At 49.6% G+C, this 19,519-nt stretch carries 17 protein-coding genes and 1 tRNA gene; 5 read left to right on the top strand and 13 right to left on the bottom strand.

The genetic code is table 11. The annotated features are described in order from the left end of the window. Window positions 1-4 precede the first annotated feature (4 nt). The 12 genes from ACOI06_RS12230 to ACOI06_RS12175 all read right to left on the bottom strand — a co-directional run bounded on the left by ACOI06_RS12230 (window position 5) and on the right by ACOI06_RS12175 (window position 13,433). A complete protein-coding gene (locus ACOI06_RS12230) occupies window positions 5-1,471 on the bottom strand; it encodes a TolC family outer membrane protein (protein ID WP_420662873.1) in 1,467 nt (488 codons plus the stop codon). Window positions 1,472-2,290: 819 nt separating this feature from the next. After that, window positions 2,291-2,367 (bottom strand) — tRNA-Val (locus tag ACOI06_RS12225). A gap of 70 nt (window positions 2,368-2,437) precedes the next feature. Beyond that, on the bottom strand, window positions 2,438-3,121 hold the full coding sequence (locus tag ACOI06_RS12220; protein ID WP_420662872.1) for a phosphoribosylanthranilate isomerase: 684 nt from the start codon (window positions 3,119-3,121) through the stop codon (window positions 2,438-2,440). Between the two features lie 35 nt (window positions 3,122-3,156). Further along, window positions 3,157-3,957, bottom strand: coding sequence for a tRNA pseudouridine(38-40) synthase TruA (gene truA / locus ACOI06_RS12215; RefSeq protein WP_420662871.1), 801 nt, complete (start codon window positions 3,955-3,957; stop codon window positions 3,157-3,159). Between the two features lie 23 nt (window positions 3,958-3,980). Further along, window positions 3,981-5,774, bottom strand: a complete 1,794-nt coding sequence (locus ACOI06_RS12210; RefSeq protein ID WP_420662870.1) for a FimV family protein — start codon at window positions 5,772-5,774, stop codon at window positions 3,981-3,983. Between the two features lie 132 nt (window positions 5,775-5,906). Then, entirely contained in the window at window positions 5,907-7,031 is a 1,125-nt protein-coding gene (gene asd, locus ACOI06_RS12205; RefSeq protein ID WP_420662869.1) for an aspartate-semialdehyde dehydrogenase, read from the bottom strand. A 67-nt stretch (window positions 7,032-7,098) separates the two neighbouring features. Further along, on the bottom strand, window positions 7,099-8,172 hold the full coding sequence (gene leuB / locus ACOI06_RS12200) for a 3-isopropylmalate dehydrogenase (RefSeq protein ID WP_420662868.1): 1,074 nt from the start codon (window positions 8,170-8,172) through the stop codon (window positions 7,099-7,101). Then, window positions 8,169-8,828 (bottom strand): 3-isopropylmalate dehydratase small subunit, encoded by a 660-nt coding sequence (gene leuD / locus ACOI06_RS12195; protein ID WP_420662867.1) that lies wholly within the window; start codon window positions 8,826-8,828, stop codon window positions 8,169-8,171. The genes leuB and leuD overlap by 4 nt, the downstream gene beginning before the upstream one ends. 8 nt (window positions 8,829-8,836) lie before the next feature. After that, on the bottom strand, window positions 8,837-10,240 hold the full coding sequence (leuC, locus tag ACOI06_RS12190) for a 3-isopropylmalate dehydratase large subunit (RefSeq protein WP_420662866.1): 1,404 nt from the start codon (window positions 10,238-10,240) through the stop codon (window positions 8,837-8,839). A gap of 634 nt (window positions 10,241-10,874) precedes the next feature. Further along, window positions 10,875-11,114, bottom strand: a complete 240-nt coding sequence (locus ACOI06_RS12185; protein ID WP_420662865.1) for a transposase — start codon at window positions 11,112-11,114, stop codon at window positions 10,875-10,877. 229 nt (window positions 11,115-11,343) lie between these two features. Then, window positions 11,344-12,159 carry an Abi family protein gene (locus tag ACOI06_RS12180; protein ID WP_420662864.1) on the bottom strand — a complete coding sequence of 272 codons (816 nt, stop codon included), beginning with the start codon at window positions 12,157-12,159 and terminating at the stop codon, window positions 11,344-11,346. A 467-nt stretch (window positions 12,160-12,626) separates the two neighbouring features. After that, the gene (locus ACOI06_RS12175; RefSeq protein ID WP_420662863.1) at window positions 12,627-13,433 is read right to left on the bottom strand and encodes a TOBE domain-containing protein; all 807 of its coding nucleotides are present in this window, start codon (window positions 13,431-13,433) and stop codon (window positions 12,627-12,629) included. A gap of 143 nt (window positions 13,434-13,576) precedes the next feature. Here ACOI06_RS12175 and modA point away from each other — a divergent pair, with 143 nt between their 5' ends. The 3 genes from modA to modC all read left to right on the top strand — a co-directional run bounded on the left by modA (window position 13,577) and on the right by modC (window position 16,252). Beyond that, window positions 13,577-14,347: a molybdate ABC transporter substrate-binding protein gene (gene modA, locus ACOI06_RS12170; protein WP_420662862.1), complete on the top strand. Its 771-nt coding sequence runs from the start codon at window positions 13,577-13,579 to the stop codon at window positions 14,345-14,347. Next, window positions 14,344-15,027 (top strand): molybdate ABC transporter permease subunit, encoded by a 684-nt coding sequence (gene modB / locus ACOI06_RS12165; protein WP_420662861.1) that lies wholly within the window; start codon window positions 14,344-14,346, stop codon window positions 15,025-15,027. Before modA ends, modB begins: the two co-directional genes overlap by 4 nt. Window positions 15,028-15,133: 106 nt before the next feature. Next, complete coding sequence (modC, locus tag ACOI06_RS12160; RefSeq protein WP_420662860.1) at window positions 15,134-16,252, top strand: molybdenum ABC transporter ATP-binding protein; 1,119 nt, start codon at window positions 15,134-15,136, stop codon at window positions 16,250-16,252. Window positions 16,253-16,274: 22 nt separating this feature from the next. Here the strand turns inward: modC and aroC are convergent, their stop codons facing one another. Beyond that, window positions 16,275-17,360, bottom strand: coding sequence for a chorismate synthase (gene aroC, locus ACOI06_RS12155; protein ID WP_420662859.1), 1,086 nt, complete (start codon window positions 17,358-17,360; stop codon window positions 16,275-16,277). Between the two features lie 184 nt (window positions 17,361-17,544). Between aroC and ACOI06_RS12150 the strand changes: the two genes are divergently transcribed. Together ACOI06_RS12150 and ACOI06_RS12145 are read left to right on the top strand one after the other, a co-directional pair. Continuing rightward, entirely contained in the window at window positions 17,545-19,047 is a 1,503-nt protein-coding gene (locus ACOI06_RS12150; protein WP_420662858.1) for an MFS transporter, read from the top strand. 21 nt (window positions 19,048-19,068) lie between these two features. Then, the gene (locus tag ACOI06_RS12145; RefSeq protein WP_420662857.1) at window positions 19,069-19,512 is read left to right on the top strand and encodes a type II toxin-antitoxin system HicB family antitoxin; all 444 of its coding nucleotides are present in this window, start codon (window positions 19,069-19,071) and stop codon (window positions 19,510-19,512) included. Window positions 19,513-19,519 lie beyond the last annotated feature (7 nt).

Raw genomic sequence — 19,519 nt, 5'->3', positions numbered from 1 at the left:
GAACTCAGTTTTGAGTGATTGGTTCAGTCTGCATAATGATAGGTGGCTGCATATTGTCACGATACTGGACACGCACGGGTTTGAGGTTCGTCGTATCGGGCAAGGGTTGAGCACACACGTCAATTGCTTCTGACGGTAAATCCAACTCACGAAACTCAGAAGGTTTCTCTTCATAAGGCTGAGCAACTTTCAGGGCTGGCAACAACTCATGCGACAAGGTCAACCAATTCATCTGAACCTGCTTCAAATTATATTCTGCATCCACGAGCGTGCGACGCGCATCAAACAATTCGTTTTCAGTATCGAGTAAGTCGAGTAAAGAACGCTCACCGATCTGAAATTGCTGCGAATAAGCATGTCGCACGCTTGATGTCGAACGCTGGTGCTGGCGCAAAAATGGAATCTGCTCGTTTAAACGCGCCATGTTATTCCAGGCAACAGACAAATCTTGCTGCAGATTGCGACATGTGTAATCACGTACATCACGAGCAGCATAGGTTTGTGCGACCGTTTGCCTGACACGGGCTCTGTCGGAACCACCACGATACAAGTTCATCGACACAACCAACTCAACGTTCGAACTGTGTGCATCGCGATAAATATCATCGGGCTTGCCACGGTCTTTACCGGTTGCAGCGCGAAGCTCAGCGGTAGGTGAAAACTTACCGCGTGCGGAATCGACACCGGCATCAGCTGCTTGGAACAAAGCTTGTTTAGAGAGCAAGCCGGGATTATTACGCATGGAAGTTGAAAAGTTTTTCTGTCCACGCACAATTGATTTGGAGACATCACCCACAGGCAACAAAGTATCGGCAGGCATCAAACCGACAATACGACGGAAACGTTCGGTCACGTCATTCAGATTGCCATTGGCTGCCATCAGATTGGATTGTGCCAGTGATAAACGCCCCTGCGCTTGGGTCCTGTCTACACCTTTGCCCACACCAGATGCACTGCGCTCATTGAGCTGACCCAAAGTTCTCTGATGAACTCGGTAGTTATCTTCGGCGAGTTTAACTTGCTCACGGTAGCGCTGCACATCCAAATAAGCCATCGCCGCTTCGGACGCGACTTTATCCACGGTCGCTAATAAATCGAAATATTCCGCGAGCTTCTCAAAACCCAACTGCTTAACATCATTCCAAGTCGAGAAACCATCAAACAATAATTGCCTTAATTGCAAGCTATAACCATGACGTGACCAGTTTGATGAACCGGCATTCGGACCACTACCGCTGCCACGCCATTCTTGACCGACCCAGGCGCTGGCATTCACTTCAGGCAACAAAGCGCCACGACGAACTTTCTGACCTTCGAGTGCCGATTGAAAGTCATGAAACTGGGCTCGGATCTCAGGGTTAGACAAAACGGCTTGTTGAACCACTTCCGTTAAATTAGTTGTGGTTTGTGCGTGGGTCAATTGCGCTGCAGATACGGCCAGTAACGCAGACATTAAAAGTGTGTTTTTCATAACAACTGCAGACTCCAACTCAATACCAATATTTGGAATTTGTATGAGATTGATAAGTATCGATTTATCGCTCACAAAGCATCAGAACAAAGACAATTCTTGCAATCAAAATGACTTACTTCAGTTTTAGCGGCTTACACAAGTTTGTGACAACAGGAAAATTGAATTCTGTTTGATTCAAATCGCTTTTGATCTTATTAGAACGAACTTTGCAGACCAGATTTTACAAACCTTAAACTACATTTCATCTGACGCAACACTGGTTTTGATTTAGAGTCAAACAGGAATTGTCATTCAATTGGATCAAGGATTGCCTAAACGAACGCATCAAAATGTCAACATATCGGTTCAAACTGAACCAAAAATGCTGAACAAATCGACATAAACCACGAGTCATTAAACCGCCTATGGTCTCGTCGTTTTGATTGAAACGAACTGTTTGTTGAGATATTGCTCGTACGGATGAATTTGACCTAAGAGTCCAAATCCGTACAGAAGCTAACTTGCAGTGTTTTTTGATAATCGGCCGAGCCGAAAAAGAGAAGAAGTTTTTCATGTGGCATTACGCCTTACAGATTGAACACAATGCAACAACTTTGTGTTCGGCAGGTCGGAGCCGCCAGCTTCTGACTGGTGTTCTTGGAGCATAAACCTGCGTCTGAAAGACTTATAAAACCCGATAAGTCTGGCGACATTCTATCGAAAGATGTTCTACGTGTCCAGCTATTAAACCCACCTAAGCATAAACACAACACCATTATTCTTAGTAATAGTCCAATAAAAAATCCCTACGAAGTTTCCGTCGCAGGGATCTGTATTTGGTAGGCGGTATTGGAGTCGAACCAACGACCTCCACGATGTCAACGTGGCGCTCTAACCAACTGAGCTAACCGCCTGAAGAACATAACTATAACAAATCAAAATAAAGAATGCAAGCAGCCTTGAAACAACACATGCGTCGCAGCTTCAAAGTCGCATGGATGCTTGATGTACAGCACTTGCAAAGCGCTGCATTTTTTGAGCAGACTTCACACCAGGACTGTCTTCAATCCCACTACTAACGTCCACAGCCCAGGGCCGTAACTGTTCAATAAATCCACCCACTGTATCAGCCTGCAATCCACCCGACAAAATCAAAGGGCGTGCTTCTGGATTTTGCGCAACCTGCATGAGTAGGTTTTGATCAAACGCGTGACCACTACCACCATATGCCGGTGTAAAGCTATCAAACAACCAACCACTCGCTTTCGGGTATTGCAAACAAAACTGCTCAATTTCCGACCCAGTCTCCAAACCCGGTGCACCTACGCGAAACGCCTTCAGATAAGGCCAGTCGAATTGTTGGCACATTTGCGGCGACTCATCCCCGTGAAACTGTAAAAGTCCGGGATGCATCTGCTCGATAACTTCTTGCACAAACTCCGGCTCAGGTTCCACAAACAAGGCCACAGTCGTCACAAACGGTGGCAAATTCGCTGTGAGTTCACGCGCTTGTTGCGGCGAGACATAACGTCGACTTTTTGGATAAAATACAAAGCCCAACGCATCCGCACCGACCGCAATCGCTTGCGCCACATCTTCTTGACGCGTAAAACCACAGAACTTAAGACGCGTGACAGGTTGCCCGATTGTTTTTTGTGTCTGATCCAACGTAAAGTCTCCTAAAGACTAAATAACTTTCAGGATTACAGCGCTAATAAATCATCCGATTGCGCAGGCATTGCAATCAATTCCTGCGGATACGTCACACCGGTCAAATATAAACCAGCTGCTGAATAGGTCGGAGCTGCCAAAGTGCGATCACGGGCGTTCAAAATACGCTCAAAATCTGACAAACTGCGTCGTCCATGACCAACGTACACCAACTCGCCCACTAAGTTTCGGACCATGTGATGTAAAAACGCATTGGCCTCAAATTTCAGTGCGAGTAATTCGCCACGCCTGTGAATCTGAATTTGATACATCGTGCGTACCGGACTGGCGGCCTGGCACTCTGATGACCGGTAACTTGAAAAATCATGCTCACCCAACAACAGATTGGCAGCTTGTTGCATGACGGTTTCATCAAGCGGTCTAAAACACCAGCCAGCACGGGTCTGCCACAACGGGTGTCTATGCGCACGGTTCAGAATCAGGTAGGTATAACGACGACGTTGCGCAGAAAACCGCGCATGAAACTCTACTGACACAGGTTGCGCCCATTGCACCGCAATACTGTCAGGTAAGTATCGATTTAAACCACGTATCCATGCATATTCAGTGCGCTCAAACGGTGCATCCACATGCACAACTTGTGCTAAAGCGTGTACACCCGTATCCGTGCGTCCCGCGCAAATTGTGGGTAACGGCTGACCTGCAAACTGGTGCAAAGCATTTTCTAGCTGATCTTGTATGGTCTGCCCACCCGGCTGGGTTTGCCAGCCGCGCCAAGACGAACCATCATAAGCAACGCCCAACGCAACACGCTGCATTGGGCGACCATCCATTCTATCCGACACAGCCCCTTCTATCACGATGGTTTCTGGTCGGCCTTAGCTTGTGTATCAGGGTCTTGAGGCTCATCAAGATCTAGATTGATTTGACTCAACTTCTCTTCAAACGCTTTGGCCTGCGCCACATCTTGTTCTGGCTGAGCCTGACGGGCAGCTTTTGAGCGAGTCGCAGCTGCAAAAAGCAAAGCAAGTAACGCCAAAATTAAAGCGCCAGTCGCGAGCATGTTGTCAGAAACCCACTGACGAACCTGCTCAACCGGACTGTCTGAAGCAGATTGTTGTGCTGTCGTTGATGCATTTGAATCAGGCGCGGCGTCTGCCAAAGCCCGTCCAGATGTCCCCTCACTGGCTGGTTTTGCGCCATCAGCCTTTGATGGCTCTGAGGACGATGCAGAAGCAGATGCGGACGCACTATCCGCCGATGATGTGCCTGAAGATGTAGTCCCGGTCGATGAAGCATCTGCCAAAGCCTGTCCTGATGCATCACCTGTTTTTGCACCTTCGGCCCCGACTCCCTCAACGCCTGTCTGACCCGATGTTGAAGCAGAGGCAGAGGCAAAAGAAGAGGAAGGCGTATTCGTGGAAGAAGACGCATTGGAAGAAAGCGAGGCGTCAGCGGCACCTGACGAAGTCGAAGCACCCCCTGCTGAGGTACTTGCTGAAGCACCGACTGCACTTGAATCTCCCGCAGCGCTTAAATTGTTTGCTCCGGCTTGTGCCTGACCTTTTGTCGTTGAGGTCGTGGGATCTGCCAAACCAGCGGCGGCCAACGCACCTTTCAAAGCCGCAACGTTTCTCTCTAGTTCAGTGACTTGGTCGACCAGTTCCTGACGTTCCAGTGACGCACTGACAGCCTGATCTGCTTGCACATTGGCTTGATGGGCAGGACTCGACTGATCAGCAGAGGTCAAACGAACTTTGTCACGAACCGCGCCGGCTTCTTGAACTTGGCTTTCTGCTTCAACTGTCCCTGTGGTTGATTGGGCAACAGGCGCACGTTGATCTTGACTAGGGATAACCTGCGTACCGGTCGCCGTACGTCCTCGCCCACTCTGAAACGCTTTCAGATGGGCCTGGAATTGCGCTCGCGCAAATTGCCGATCAATTTGTTTGACGTCGTTTGCAGATGGGATGCTCAGTGAACTGCCGGCTTTGAGCAAGTTCATGTTGTTCGATAAAAAGGCTTTGGGGTTCAGCGTATACAGAGCCCACAATGTTTGATAAACATCGGCACCCGGTGTGCCATATTGGCGCGCAATATCAAACAAGGTATCGCCACGCATCACATTATGCACGTGACCGGATGTGCGAACACCCTGAGCTTGATCAAATCCTGGTGCAATCATGCTGGATTGAATTCGGCGACTGGTCGTTGCGCTTTGCAAATCCAAGAGCACATCAACCACATTCGAGCTTGGCGCACTCGGTGCACGCAATTCAATAAAACGCGTCTGACGGCCCTGACCCGGCACAATCTGTACTTGGATTGTATTTAAATCAGCCGGTGGTGTAAGGCCTGCCTGAGTCCACTGCGCAGCATCAGCAATTCGCACACTCAGGGCTGATGCATCTTCTGGACTTAAGTCACGGACCGGAATCATGACAAGCAAAGGCTCACCCGCTTGTGATGCCAAATGGGCGCGTCCTACTTCTAGCGCAGCTGCACTCGTGGACACCCCAAAAGCCAGCGCTAGGCTCAGTGACCATTTCAGTGTGCGCTTCACGGTCGTCTGTTTGAAGCCATGGGTTGTTTGTTTTAGGACTGCCTGTTTCTGTTTATTAAGCGCTTGCACCATATTGTGCTTATTCATACGACGACCACCAGAAATAAAGAAAAATTTGTCATTGATGACAAGGATGTTACAACACGGCTCGACACCCTTCACAACGAACAAGAGCGTGCTCTAAACACGCTCGCTCCTGTTCTATTGACAACGCGTGTTTTACAGACGTTGCAACAAAATACCCAACATGCGGCGCAATGGCTCAGCAGCACCCCAAAGCAACTGATCACCCACGGTGAAAGCACTCAGGTATTGCGGGCCCATGGCCAGTTTACGCAAACGACCCACTGGAATATCTAACGTGCCTGTGACAGCAACGGGAGTGAGTTCACGCATGGACGCTTCACGTTCATTCGGGATCACTTTGGCCCAATTCGTGCCTTGTGCAATCAATGCTTCGATCTCATCCAATGGCACATCACGGGTGAGCTTAATGGTCAAAGCCTGACTGTGGCTGCGCATAGCACCAATCCGTACGCACAAGCCATCAATGGGAATTGGCGCTAAACCCGCTGCGCAACGACCCAAGATTTTATTGGTTTCAACACCTGCCTTCCATTCTTCACGGGACATGCCGTTACCCAGATCAGAATCAATCCAAGGAATCAGGTTACCGGCCAGAGGCACTCCAAAGTGGTCTGCTGGCAAGCGATCACTTTGTTGAATATCCAACACGCCACGATCAATATCAAGAATGGCGCTCGCAGGATCTTTCAGCCCATCTAAAACTTCTTGATTAATCAGACCAAACTGAGTCAGAAGTTCACGCATGTGCTGCGCACCACCGCCGGAAGCGGCCTGATACGTCATGCTGGTCATCCACTCGACCAAACCGGCTTTAAAGAGACCTGCCAGACCCATCATCATGCAAGAGACGGTGCAGTTACCACCCACAAAGACGTTTTGACCTTTGTCGAGTGCGGCATCAATCACATCACGGTTCACCGGATCCAGCACGATCACACTGTCGTCATCCATGCGCAAGGTACTAGCCGCATCAATCCAGTAACCTTTCCAGCCCGAATCACGCAGTTTTGAATAAACCGCCGAGGTGTAGTCGCCACCCTGTGTGGTCACAATAATGGGCAGAGCACGCAATGCATCCAAATCATAAGCATCTTCTAGTGTGCCTGCGCCAGCCCACTCAGGTGCGCGACCACCCGCATTGCTTGTTGAAAAAAAGACTGGATTCAGTTTGGCAAAATCCTGTTCCTGCTGCATGCGTTGCATGAGCACAGAACCCACCATCCCGCGCCATCCTACAAATCCGACAGAGTGCTTCATTCCATTTCCCGATTAGTTGCGTGACAGACAGGTTGAGTTCCTATCTGTCGTGATAAAGAGACCTCTATCATAACGCCGCTAGAACCGCATCCCCCATTTCCTGTGTACCGACCTGTTGCATTCCTGCTTCAGCGATGTCGCCCGTGCGAATACCATCTGCGAGAACTTTTCTGACAGCATTCTCAATACGGACAGCTGCAGCCTCTTCATTCAAGGAGTAACGCAACAACATGGCAGCTGACAAAATGGTGGCCAGCGGATTGGCTTTGTTCTGACCTGCAATGTCGGGCGCAGAGCCGTGAATGGGCTCATACAAACCCTGTGAGGAGGCATTCAAGGATGCCGATGGCAACATACCAATTGAACCCGTCAACATCGCAGCCTCATCGGACAGAATGTCACCAAACAGGTTTCCGGTCACAATCACGTCAAATTCACGTGGCGCGCGCACCAATTGCATGGCCGCATTATCCACATACATGTGTGACAACTCGACATCTGGGTAATCTTTAGACACTTCGATCACCACATCACGCCACAATTGAGATGTTTCCAGCACGTTGGCTTTATCAACACTGCACAGCTTGCGATTGCGCTTTTGTGCAGCCTCAAAACCGAGCTTTGCGATACGACGAATCTCGCTTTCTGCATAACGCATGGTATCGAAACCTTCGCGCTCACCTTCAAACGGACCTTCACCTGCGGTGCGCAGACCACGTGGTTGACCAAAATAAATATCGCCTGTCAGTTCACGCAAAATCAGAATATCCAGTCCGGACACGATTTCAGGTTTGAGTGAGGACGCGTTCGCGAGTTCAGGAAACAACATGGCTGGACGCAAGTTAGCGAACAAGCTCAACTCTTTTCTGAGACCCAAGATGGCTTGCTCAGGACGCAACTCACGAGCCAATGAGTCATATTTCCAGTCACCGACAGCACCAAACAAAATGGCGCTGGATCGTTTCGCCAGATCCAATGTTTGCGCAGGCAGCGGATGACCATGCGCATCGTACGCTGCCCCACCGATAGGGGCCGTTTCCATGGTCAAAGGCAATCCCAGTGCTTCCAGGACACGGACAGCTTGTTGCGTAATCTCTGGACCAATCCCATCACCGGGTAAAACTGCAATCAAATGACTCATGAACGAACTCCAACGGGTTGCACATCTAACCAGGCATGCTTGGCAAGGCGCTCAGCCTCAAAAGCACGAATTTTGTCTGCATAGGCCAAGGTACGACCAATGTCGTCTAGGCCGTTCAACAGACTTTCCTTACGGAAGGCATCAATTTCAAAAGAAAACGCATCACCAGACGGTGTGCGCACCAGCTGCTCAGGCAAATCAATGGTGAGCTCATAGCCAATATTGGCATTCACCTCGTCAAAGAGACGGGCCACTTCAAACTCGCTCAAACGAATCGGCAACAAACCATTCTTAAAGCAGTTGTTAAAGAAAATATCGGCAAATGATGGTGCAATCACGGCTCTAAAACCAAATTGCAACAAAGCCCAAGGCGCATGCTCACGACTAGAGCCACATCCAAAGTTTTTACGCGCCAGTAAAACAGAGGCGCCCTGATAACGTGGCTGATTGAGCACAAAGTCAGGGTTCAATGGACGCTTGCTGTTGTCCATCCCGGGTTCACCGTGATCGAGGTAGCGCAGCTCATCGAACAAGTTTGGACCAAAGCCTGTGCGTTTAATGGATTTCAAAAACTGTTTCGGAATAATCAGGTCGGTGTCGACGTTCTCACGATCAAGTGGCGCCACCAAACCTTTATGAATGGTAAATGCTTGCATAATTAACCTCAGTTGATGGAACGAACATCGACAAAATGACCGGCAATTGCAGCGGCAGCCGCCATCGCAGGACTCACCAGATGTGTGCGTCCACCCTGTCCCTGACGTCCTTCAAAGTTTCGGTTGGACGTTGAAGCACAACGCTCACCCGGCTCTAGACGATCGGCGTTCATCGCCAAGCACATAGAGCAACCTGGCTCACGCCACTCAAAACCAGCTGCCAAGAAAATCTTGTCCAGACCTTCTTTTTCTGCTTGGGCTTTCACCAGACCAGAACCTGGCACCACCATGGCTTGAATCACGCTGTCGGCCACCCGCTTGCCTCGTGCAACCGCTGCAGCTTCACGCAAATCTTCAATACGCGAGTTAGTACAGGAACCAATAAAGACCTTATCAATGCGAATCGAGGTCAAGGGCATATTGGGTTCCAGACCCATATATTCCAAGGCACGCTCAATACCACTGCGACGAACCGGATCTTTCTCTTTCTCAGGATCAGGTACGCGGGCATCAATTGGCAGCACCATTTCGGGCGATGTCCCCCAGGTCACTTGGGGTTGAACATCGGCTGCATTGATTTCAACAACTGCATCAAAATGCGCACCTTCATCTGAAGTCAATGTACGCCAGTACTCGACTGCGGCATCCCAGGCTGCACCAATCGGTGCAAAAGGACGACCACGGAAATATTCAATCGTTTTATCGTCGACCGCCACCATGCCGGAGCGGGCACCCGCTTCAATCGCCATGTTGCAGACGGTCATACGACCTTCGACGGACAGATCACGAATTGTGCTACCGGCAAATTCGATGGCATAACCTGTGCCACCCGCCGTACCGATCACACCAATGATGTGTAGCACCAGATCTTTGGCCGTACAGCCTTCAGGCAATTGACCTTCAACCTTAATGAGCATGTTTTTGCTCTTTTTGGCCAACAGCGTTTGTGTAGCCAGAACGTGCTCAACTTCTGACGTTCCAATTCCATGCGCCAGCGCACCGAAAGCACCATGGGTACTGGTGTGCGAGTCACCACAGACCACTGTCATACCAGGCAGCGTTGCACCTTGTTCAGGCCCAATGACGTGCACAATCCCTTGGCGCAAATCATTCATTTTGAATTCGATAATGCCGTACTCTTCACAGTTCTTATCGAGTGTATCGACCTGAAGACGAGAAATCGGATCATCAATGCCATCTTCACGATTCACAGTGGGCACGTTATGGTCAGCAACCGCTAGGTTGGCACTGACTCGCCATGGCTTCCGATTAGCAAGCTCTAGACCCTCAAACGCCTGAGGACTCGTCACCTCGTGTAGGAGATGGCGATCGATATAAAGAATAGCGGTACCGTCTGGTTCCTCATGCACAACATGTGCATCCCAGAGTTTGTCATAAAGTGTTCGTTTCATTATTGCTCAACCGTGGATAAAGTGCTCAATGCTTGTGATTATCTGTACGTTTCAGACACCTCAAAGAGGTGAATCACAAAACTGTAACCGATTATGCCACAGCGCCTGCGTCAAACGCCGTGTACAAATGCCATGTATAAACGTCACACGCAACCATGCGTCGCTCTATCGTTAACTAATAGGTTAGGTCCCATCAGAGATGAGCTATCCGTAACCTGTTCTGCGGGTAGGCTTATTTGTTTGCGCAGTCTTCACACAAATTCCTAATAGATTGGATTGCAAGCAAAGAGCGTCGCAGTCATCAGACCCATGATTGAAGGTCGCAGACTCAATATATCGTTCTGAACCCACATTCAAAACCTACCCTCTTACTAATCTTCGTGGTTCACACAACCATCTGGAGTACTAGCTGTAGGTGGGACTGCCACTCATCGCTAAATGCGCTCGCATCGCCTCTTATTAATCGATTCTTAACGAAATTCATGGCATGCACAATAACTGAGCCATTCTTGACTTTTGCCATATTTAGACTTTCGATTAGAAATTGTCTTTCAATTAAGATCAATTATTTTTAATTCGACACTTTCGTCGCCTAAAAACTTTTCTGAAGCTTTGATGTTTTTATCAAAAAACATCAAAGCTCGCTGTAGAGCAAATCGACATCTTGAAATGGTTCAGTCTTGGGACCACGCTTCTGATCGAATACTGAGCTGGCTTGATCGACCAGAGCTTTCTTCCATTGCTCAACAACCGCGGGGTGTACGTTGTACTGCTGGCCGATCTCATTTAACGTATGTACCCCACGAATGGCCTCAAGACCAACCTTCGCTTTGAACTGTGCGCAGAACGTACGTCGCTGCTTCTTGACCGTCATATTTCCCTCCTCGGATACAGCTAAACTACTGTCCGAAAATCGGGAGCCACTACATTGGCCCAACTTTGCCCCAAGAATTTGGTCGTCAACCTTGCGCATATCCAAGGGTATGCAAACGTACTTTGCAGCGCTTCGCTAAGCCGCTATACCGCCTTTCCCTATGAAATTCTGGCCTTTTATCTCCGTCGCACAGTAGAGAATCGAATGGAAAACTTGGTGCCAATTACATTCATCCAGGTCGATGTCCCCAATCTATCGGGAAGCCTATTTCTGCCAGATCCACCCCTGGATATTTGCCAAACAGGGCTTTCAACTGTTTTGACCATTCCAGCGGTAGCCCGGTTTGTCGCAATAAGTAATTAATAACCGTTGCCACGGCATAGAACGATTTTGAATCGGAAAACCGAATACCTGCTTTGCGATAATCCTTGGGTGCAACACCAAGCGTTACACGGAGCAATTGCCCACTGTGAGCCACCATATTCCGTACAACTGTCAGGGTGTGAATCCACGATTCAAATACTTCAGTCGCATCCACGCTAAAGCGCCGACTGATTGCTTTGCGATCATCGGGATTCTTCAGAAACTGATAGGTTCTGGACCAAAGCCCAAAGGTCACGCACTCGCATACTAACCAACTGGGCGGAAGATATGGTTCGCTGTACCGCGAGAAATAATGCTTCACGAACGTCTTGTCGCGGGCTCGATCTACCTCACCCTCAATCTTCGCCACAAGCTCGGCTGCGCCCTGGCGCCGCCCTTGCCTGAACAAACTGCCATCCAGGAACCAATGCGGTGAATGCTTCAGACTCAGGTGGTTTGCCATCACGACCCGCACCGCGACTTCCATACGTTCGATGGCCATCATGGTGAGAGCGCGCAATTCTCTATCGAACTCGTAGCGACTGACAATCTGTTCGAACCGATAACCTGCGGGAAAGGTCTTCGTGACTGGATCGACCAGATGATGCCAGTACCCCTTGAGACGGTATCCACCCACGAAGCGCATGTAATTACGCGCTTGCTCGCGCTTGGCGTCATCCACCACTAATCCCTGCCGCTCCAGCTTCTGGAGAAGCTTCTCTGGTGACGATGCCGGCTTATTGAATGGAATGCAATTTATTGCCATATGCGTAATATAGACGCAAAAAACCCGCCTTTTGCACGTCTGCGTTAGCAGAACCTTACCCGAAGATAGGACGTGTGGCGGGTGTGTTGAGACAATTCTAAACCAACCACCTCTTCTCACGCAAACGACAGAAAGATCGACAGAAACTGGAGTCAAGCCGTTCGTGATATTGCCCCATTTTTCGTAGTCCTTAGCTCCAGAGGTTAAGCGACCATATGCGAACGCGCTCCTTTCCAACACGAATGCCTTATTGACGCAATGTATGCCACACTCTTGGCCAGCCATACTCACTTAGTCGATTACAAATCTGCCTTGTAGCGTAGAATTTGTCACTAAACTACCGATTCAACCACCACGCGATCAAAATTTAAATCCACAATTCGCTATGCCGCACGCGCCAGCACCACGGATTGGGGTGCAACCATTGCGCAAACCGACTGCCCTGTCGTCCATTGCGATGAACGACCAAATCCAATTAAACCTTGCCCAGATCCCAAGTGCAAACTCACCTCATCTTGACCTTGATCTTGTTTAGATTGCCAGGCAGCCACTTCGCCTCGAATGGCAACTGCATTCGGTCTGAACTCAGGGTTTGATTGAGCTTCTGCCATTTGCTCATCCGACACCACGTGCACAGCGGTGGCTTTACACAAGGCCCAGACTGACATTCCAGGTCGTAAATTAAACTGCTGTTGACTTTCTTTTGTGATGGTCGAACGCAGCTGTTGTTGTCCTGGCAAACGCAAACCCACTTGAATTAAGCCAGATTGCTCATGAATGGCTTCAACCTCACACAAAAGTCGATTGCGCATAGAGTGTTGCCAGCCCATGGACATGCTTTGTCCTGTTATCCCCTCTGATCCAAGATTCACAAAATCCATCAAAAACTGATCTCTAAGCGCTGCCCAGTGCGCATGCGCTTGCAACAAACGCTGACCCATTGGCGTCAGTTGTGCTCCTCCGCCGTCGCGTCCGCCTACATTGGCTTGCACCACGGCCACACCCAGCCTTTGTCGTAATTGATCAAGTGCTTGCCAGGCGGCTTTGTAACTCGTCCCCAATTCACGTGCCGCTTCAGAAATCGATCCGCAGCGCGCAACCGTTTGCAAGACCAGAAAACGCTGATCAGTCGCACTTTCTGACAAAACAGCCGACAACTGTGTCGTATTCAATACAGAAGAGTCTTTCATGATTTTCAAACCTTGTGACGTTCAAGCTTTGGATTTGAGCAAATTTAATAATTATGAAACAATACCGCTATTCTATATTGGAATAGCGGTATTTCAATGTGATGAATTAACAATCAACCAATTAAACGGGGAGACCTTGCATCATGACACGCTGGCTCAATTCAACATTGCTGCTCACACTGGGACTGATCTCTGCAAACGCACATGCGCAGTCTGAACCGCTTCAAGTTGCAGTCGCCGCCAATATGACGGCACCCATGCAAGCGTTAGCCCCACTCTTTGAAGCCAAGACCGGGCACAAGCTAGCCTTGTCATTTGGTTCAACCGGCAAGTTTTACGCACAGATTCAACATGGCGCACCTTTTGAGGTGTTGCTTGCAGCTGATCAAGCCACCCCAAAACGTCTTGCCCAAGAAAACCTCGCTAAAGCGGATACCGCTTTCACCTACGCGCTGGGTACACTGGTACTCTGGAGCGCTGATGCCAAACGCATCACACAAGGCGAAGAAATCTTAAATGAACCAGGCCAATTGCGCCTAGCCATCGCCGATCCCAAACTGGCACCCTACGGCAAAGCGGCTCAAGAAACACTGGAAGCTTTGAATCGCTGGGATCTTTGGCAAGGCCATATAGCCATGGGAGAAAACATCGGACAAACTTATCAATTTGCCGCCAGTGGCAACGCACAGTTAGGTTTTGTGGCGCTGTCCCAAGTCTGGGAAAACGGTCAGTTGCGTGAAGGTTCACTCTGGCGCGTGCCAACCGATCTTTACACACCGATTGCACAAGATGCCATCGTGCTCAACAAAGGCGCAGACAACCTGTCTGCTCAGGCATTTGTGACGTTTTTACAATCCGATGAAGCCACCAAAGTCTTAAAATCGTTTGGCTACCAAATCCCTAACAAACCATGACGATTGATGCAGCACTTTTGCAGGTGATTGGATTTACGCTCAAGCTTGCGTTCCTAACCACCTGCTGCTTACTTCTCCTAGCCACACCTCTTGCGTGGTGGCTCAGTCAAACTCGTTCACGTTGGCAAGCACCCATCAGTGCATTGGTTACGTTGCCACTGGTGCTACCGCCGACTGTACTTGGGTTTTATCTACTCATTCTGATGGGGCCACACGGTCCTGTCGGGCAGTTCACGACTTGGCTAGGGATTGGTCCACTGTCGTTTACCTTCACCGGACTACTCATTGGCTCGATCGTGTTTTCTATTCCGTTTGCAGTGCAACCCATTCAAAACGCCTTTGATGCCAGTGGACAGCGCCCTCTCGAAGTGGCTGCCACATTAGGCGCCAAACCACTGGATGCCTTTCTAACCGTGGCACTACCGCTTGCTCGACCCGGCTTAATGACAGCGGGGGTGCTGACCTTTGCCAATACGGTGGGTGAGTTTGGTGTAGTCCTTATGATCGGTGGCAATATCCCTGGTAAAACCCGTGTGATTTCCACAGAGATCTATCGCTATGTGGAAGCCATGGAATATGCACAAGCACACTGGCTCGCTGGCGGCATGGTGCTCTTCTCATTCGGTGTGCTCTTACTATTGGCACGGCTGCGTCAACACACGATTAGGATGTTTCGATAGTCGCAGTCAGTCATCAATTGTTTCGAGACCTTTGATCGCTTTCCATCGCTTTTGATCGGATTTTTATTTCGCTTCAATCGCGTATTTCTGTAAGGACAACAGCCTAATGCCAACCAAGGCCCTTCGTGTTCAAGTCAAACTTCAGCGAACACACTACACGCTTGATGTCGACCTCACTTTGCCTGCGCAAGGCATCACGGTGTTATTTGGTGCATCAGGTTGCGGTAAAACCAGTCTTTTGCGTTGTGTTGCTGGTTTAGAGAAACCGCAATCGGGGCTTATTGCGTTAGCCGGTCAGGCCTGGCAAGACACCGAGCAGCAGATTTTTGTACCAACCTGGCAACGCTCATTGGGTTACGTCTTTCAAGAAGCGAGCCTCTTTGCGCACCTGACTGTTCGTGACAATCTTCAATACGGTTTTGTGCGTGCTCAAAAACATCGTCAACTCACAGACGCCGCCATGACGCCTGATGCACTCATGACCCGTTTAGGGATTGATCATCTGGCCGATCGCTATGCCCATCAACTTTCAGGGGGTGAACGCCAACGCGCATCCATGGCTAGAGCGTTAGTCACTCAACCTAGTTTATTGTTACTTGATGAACCACTGGCGAGTCTAGATATTCGACGCCGCCATGACATTCTGGAATGGTTTCAACAATGGCGTGAAACACTCGATATTCCCATGTTGTATGTCACCCACTCGACTCAAGAGCTTGAAGCGCTAGCCGATCACGTTGTTGTTCTCGAGCAAGGCAAAGTCGTCGCTGAAGGTTCTTTGCAAACCGTCACCCAAAGTCGACAGACCAATTTATTACACGAATTGCGTGACACAACCTATCTGACTGCCACCGTTGATCCAGCAACGCTTAACACCAACAAACCGCTCAACACAACTGATTCATTGTTCCTTGCGCAAACGGAATTAGGCGTCATTCGTTTAAACCACTGGCCCAGTCAAAGAGCACAAACACGCCTCTGTGTGCGACCTTCACAAATCACACTCAGTCGCAAACCCCTGTCTAACATCTCTTGTGACAATGAATTGCAGGGTACGATCCAAACCATCGAAGCGCACCACAGCAATTCGCGCTTATACACCCTCACCCTGCTTTGCAATAACACACAGGTCCGTGCAGTGATTTCACGTGCGCAGTGCCAAACCCTCGGTTTTAAGTCTGAGCAGGCCGTGTTTGCCTATCTTCATGACACCGAGGTACTGTAAGCGAATCGGTTGCAAACCGCCTTTAAAGTACAGGGGGTCGTTCAGAGATTTGACCGTTCTGTGCGGTTTGACGCAGCAAATGATCCATGAGCACAATCGCGAGCAGAGCTTGGGCAATTGGTGTGGCACGGATACCGACGCATGGGTCATGGCGGCCTAATGTTTGGACCCGCACAGGCTCACCGGCTGTATCAATCGAATCGCGCTCAACCCGAATACTCGATGTCGGTTTAATGGCGATACGCACAGTTATGTCTTGACCTGTGGAGATTCCCCCCAAAATGCCGCCAGCATGATTGGTTCGAAACCCGTCTGGCGTGATTTCATCGCCATGCTCACTGCCTTTTTGCGTGATGCACTCAAACCCTGCGCCAATCTCAACGCCTTTAACGGCATTCAAGCCCATCATGGCATGTGCAATATCCGCATCGAGTCGGTCATAAATGGGTTCGCCCAAACCTGCTGGCACATTCTGAGCCACCACGTCAATGCGAGCCCCGATCGAATCACCTTCACGACGCAAGGCATCCATATAGGCTTCAAGTTCAGGAATCACTTTCGTATTAGCTGCAAAAAAAGGATTCTCTTCCACCACATCCCAAGACTCAAACGGAATCTCAATCGGACCCAATTGACTCATAAAACCACGAATCAAGACCCCATGGTGAGTTTGCAACCATTTCTTAGCAATGGCACCGGCTGCCACTGTCGGTGCTGTCAGGCGCGCTGAAGAACGTCCACCCCCACGCGGATCGCGCACGCCAAATTTCTTCCAATAGCCAAAGTCGGCATGCCCGGGTCGGAACTTCTCTGCGATGGCGGAATAATCTTTGCTACGCGCATCTTGGTTGCGTATGAGTAACGCAATCGGGGTTCCTGTGGTCACGCCTTCGTAAACACCAGACAGAATCTCGACCTGATCGGGCTCTTGACGTTGCGTCACATGGCGTGATGTTCCAGGGCGACGGCGATCCAGATCATGCTGAATATCTTCTGCAGACAACGGCAATCCGGGCGGGCAACCATCCACCACACAACCAATGGCGGGGCCATGGGACTCCCCGAAATTTGTGACCCGAAACAGACGACCCAGTGTATTTGCTGCCATATAATATCCTTCTATCCGCTGACCAGCCGACTTTTTATCGCTGACTCACCCACGCGGCCAGTATCAAAAACAGTCTGGATTATCGCACTGACGCGCCCTTAAAACGTGGCTCGCATTCCAAAAAGTCTGTTTTGATGCAATTAACCTGAAATTGATCTGAAATTTTGCTGGAAACGCTCCATCCATGTCACCTGTTTTTCAACGCTGGCTGATCCTAGCCATCGTCTCTGTCGCACTGTTTCTGATCGTAGTCGATGTCACAGTGCTCTATCTGGCACTGCCTGCCTTAACGCATGATTTACAAGCCAGCGCATCTCAAAAGCTCTGGATCGTCAATGCCTATGCTTTGGCCGTGGCTGCCCTGCTACCCTCAACGGGTACGTTAGGCGATCGTCTCGGACACAAACAACTGTTTGTCTACGGCATGATGGTCTTTGGTGTGGCCTCTTTGCTGGCCGCGTTTTCTCCAAGCGCAACTGTCCTAATTAGTTCGCGCGTCCTGTTGGGGCTGGGCGCAGCCATGATGATGCCATCAACGCTTGCCATCATTCGAATTGTGTTTGAAGATCCTCAGCAACGGGCGCTTGCCATCGGTATCTGGGCGTCTATCGCATCAGGTGGTGCAGCTGTTGGACCGATTGTTGGTGGATTTTTACTAGAGTATTTCTGGTGGGGTTCAGTCTTTCTCGTCAACGTTCCCATCATTCTCATTGCTTTACCGATTGCTTATCGCTTCATTCCAACCATTGCACGAAACCCGAACCGAGCCTTTGATGGGGTGGCCGCAATTGCTGTCATGATCGCACTCGTCACATTCACCTTAGGCATTAAAACACTCGGGAATTTTGCGCAAGAATGGCCATTGGGTATTTTGCTCTTGGTGATTTCTGTTCTGGCGGCCTGGGGCTTGCATGCGCGTCAGCGCCACACCGGGCAACCATTACTGGATTTTGCGCTTTTTCATCATCCGGTATTTCGGGCAGGTTGCGCCACAGCGGTTACTGCGACCGCCGTTTTACTGGGCATGGAGCTCGCCATCACACAGCGTTTTCAACTAGTTTATGAAATGAGTGCTTGGGAGGCGGGACTTTCGTTACTACCGATTCCTGTGTCTGCCTTTCTCGTGGGTCCAATCAGTGGTCATTATCTACATCGAATCGGTGTACACCGCACACTTTGGTTGTCTTTATTGATTGCAGGCGTGGGTTTTACGCTCTATGCACTCACGCTACACGCAACACTTGTTGTGCAGTTTGTTGGGTTTGTATTTATCGGAATCGGGATTGGTGCAGCCATGACAGCAGCTTCCAATGCGATGCTGCTGAACGCACCGCTAGAACTCAGTGGAATGGCTGCCTCCATTGAGGAAGTATCCTATGAAATGGGTGCTGCGCTAGGCGTGGCAGTCTTGGGCAGCCTGCTAATGGTGATCTACAACTTATCGTTTGACGTACCGGCAAGTCTGTCACTCAGTGCTGAACAAAGTGCCCAAATCGCTCATCACATCGACTCTGCGGTCGATGCACTGAAACACTTGACTGGAACTCAAGCACAAGCGTTGCGCCAGCAGATCAACCTAGCCTTTGATCAAGCCGTACTCTGGGTCACTTGGCTCAGTGCCGTAGCCTTATTTTTAATTTCAGCTTGGATTTATCGCTTACGTACAAAGAGCCAAAAGCTTCGATAAATCAGTAAGGAAAGTATTCAAATGCTTTATCCAATTTTCGTACACCAAGACGACAAAAGTGCTTACGGCGCTTCTTTCCCTGATATTCCTGGCTGTTTTACAGCAGCCGATAATATTCAAGACTTACCACGCTCAGCTCAGGAAGCAATAGAAACCCACTTCGGAGCAGACGACGATCCGATCCCTGAGCCTAGTTCTCCTTTTCAGTGGATCAATCATCCTGATTACCAAGACGGCGGGTTTTGGATGCTGGTTGATATAGACATTTCTCAGGTACGGTCTCGTGCAGTTCGATTAAATATCAGCCTCCCTGAAAATCAGGTCCAACGTATTGATGCCACAGCACGTCAGCGTGGGCAAAGTCGTTCTGCATTTCTCGCAACTGCAGCAGTCGATAAACCAAAGCCCGTTAATCAGCATCGCGTTCTAGAACTTGTAACTGACAAAGATGCTGAAACAAATTAAATCTGAG

Source organism: Orrella sp. 11846 (assembly GCF_048820935.1).
GTDB lineage: Bacteria > Pseudomonadota > Gammaproteobacteria > Burkholderiales > Burkholderiaceae_B > Algicoccus.
Note: the sequence above shows the minus strand (reverse complement) of the source record. Positions and strands in the feature narration are given on the sequence as shown.

What these genes read in the sequence shown, in the direction of transcription:
- aroC (WP_420662859.1), bottom strand. Translation starts at nt 17,360, where the DNA reads ATGGCAGCAAATACACTGGGTCGTCTGTTTCGGGTCACAAATTTCGGG.
- ACOI06_RS12185 (WP_420662865.1), bottom strand. Translation starts at nt 11,114, where the DNA reads ATGACGGTCAAGAAGCAGCGACGTACGTTCTGCGCACAGTTCAAAGCG.
- ACOI06_RS12145 (WP_420662857.1), top strand. Translation starts at nt 19,069, where the DNA reads ATGCTTTATCCAATTTTCGTACACCAAGACGACAAAAGTGCTTACGGC.
- leuC (WP_420662866.1), bottom strand. Translation starts at nt 10,240, where the DNA reads ATGAAACGAACACTTTATGACAAACTCTGGGATGCACATGTTGTGCAT.
- ACOI06_RS12150 (WP_420662858.1), top strand. Translation starts at nt 17,545, where the DNA reads ATGTCACCTGTTTTTCAACGCTGGCTGATCCTAGCCATCGTCTCTGTC.
- ACOI06_RS12175 (WP_420662863.1), bottom strand. Translation starts at nt 13,433, where the DNA reads ATGAAAGACTCTTCTGTATTGAATACGACACAGTTGTCGGCTGTTTTG.
- modA (WP_420662862.1), top strand. Translation starts at nt 13,577, where the DNA reads ATGACACGCTGGCTCAATTCAACATTGCTGCTCACACTGGGACTGATC.
- leuD (WP_420662867.1), bottom strand. Translation starts at nt 8,828, where the DNA reads ATGCAAGCATTTACCATTCATAAAGGTTTGGTGGCGCCACTTGATCGT.
- leuB (WP_420662868.1), bottom strand. Translation starts at nt 8,172, where the DNA reads ATGAGTCATTTGATTGCAGTTTTACCCGGTGATGGGATTGGTCCAGAG.
- ACOI06_RS12230 (WP_420662873.1), bottom strand. Translation starts at nt 1,471, where the DNA reads ATGAAAAACACACTTTTAATGTCTGCGTTACTGGCCGTATCTGCAGCG.
- truA (WP_420662871.1), bottom strand. Translation starts at nt 3,957, where the DNA reads ATGGATGGTCGCCCAATGCAGCGTGTTGCGTTGGGCGTTGCTTATGAT.
- asd (WP_420662869.1), bottom strand. Translation starts at nt 7,031, where the DNA reads ATGAAGCACTCTGTCGGATTTGTAGGATGGCGCGGGATGGTGGGTTCT.
- modC (WP_420662860.1), top strand. Translation starts at nt 15,134, where the DNA reads ATGCCAACCAAGGCCCTTCGTGTTCAAGTCAAACTTCAGCGAACACAC.
- ACOI06_RS12210 (WP_420662870.1), bottom strand. Translation starts at nt 5,774, where the DNA reads ATGAATAAGCACAATATGGTGCAAGCGCTTAATAAACAGAAACAGGCA.
- modB (WP_420662861.1), top strand. Translation starts at nt 14,344, where the DNA reads ATGACGATTGATGCAGCACTTTTGCAGGTGATTGGATTTACGCTCAAG.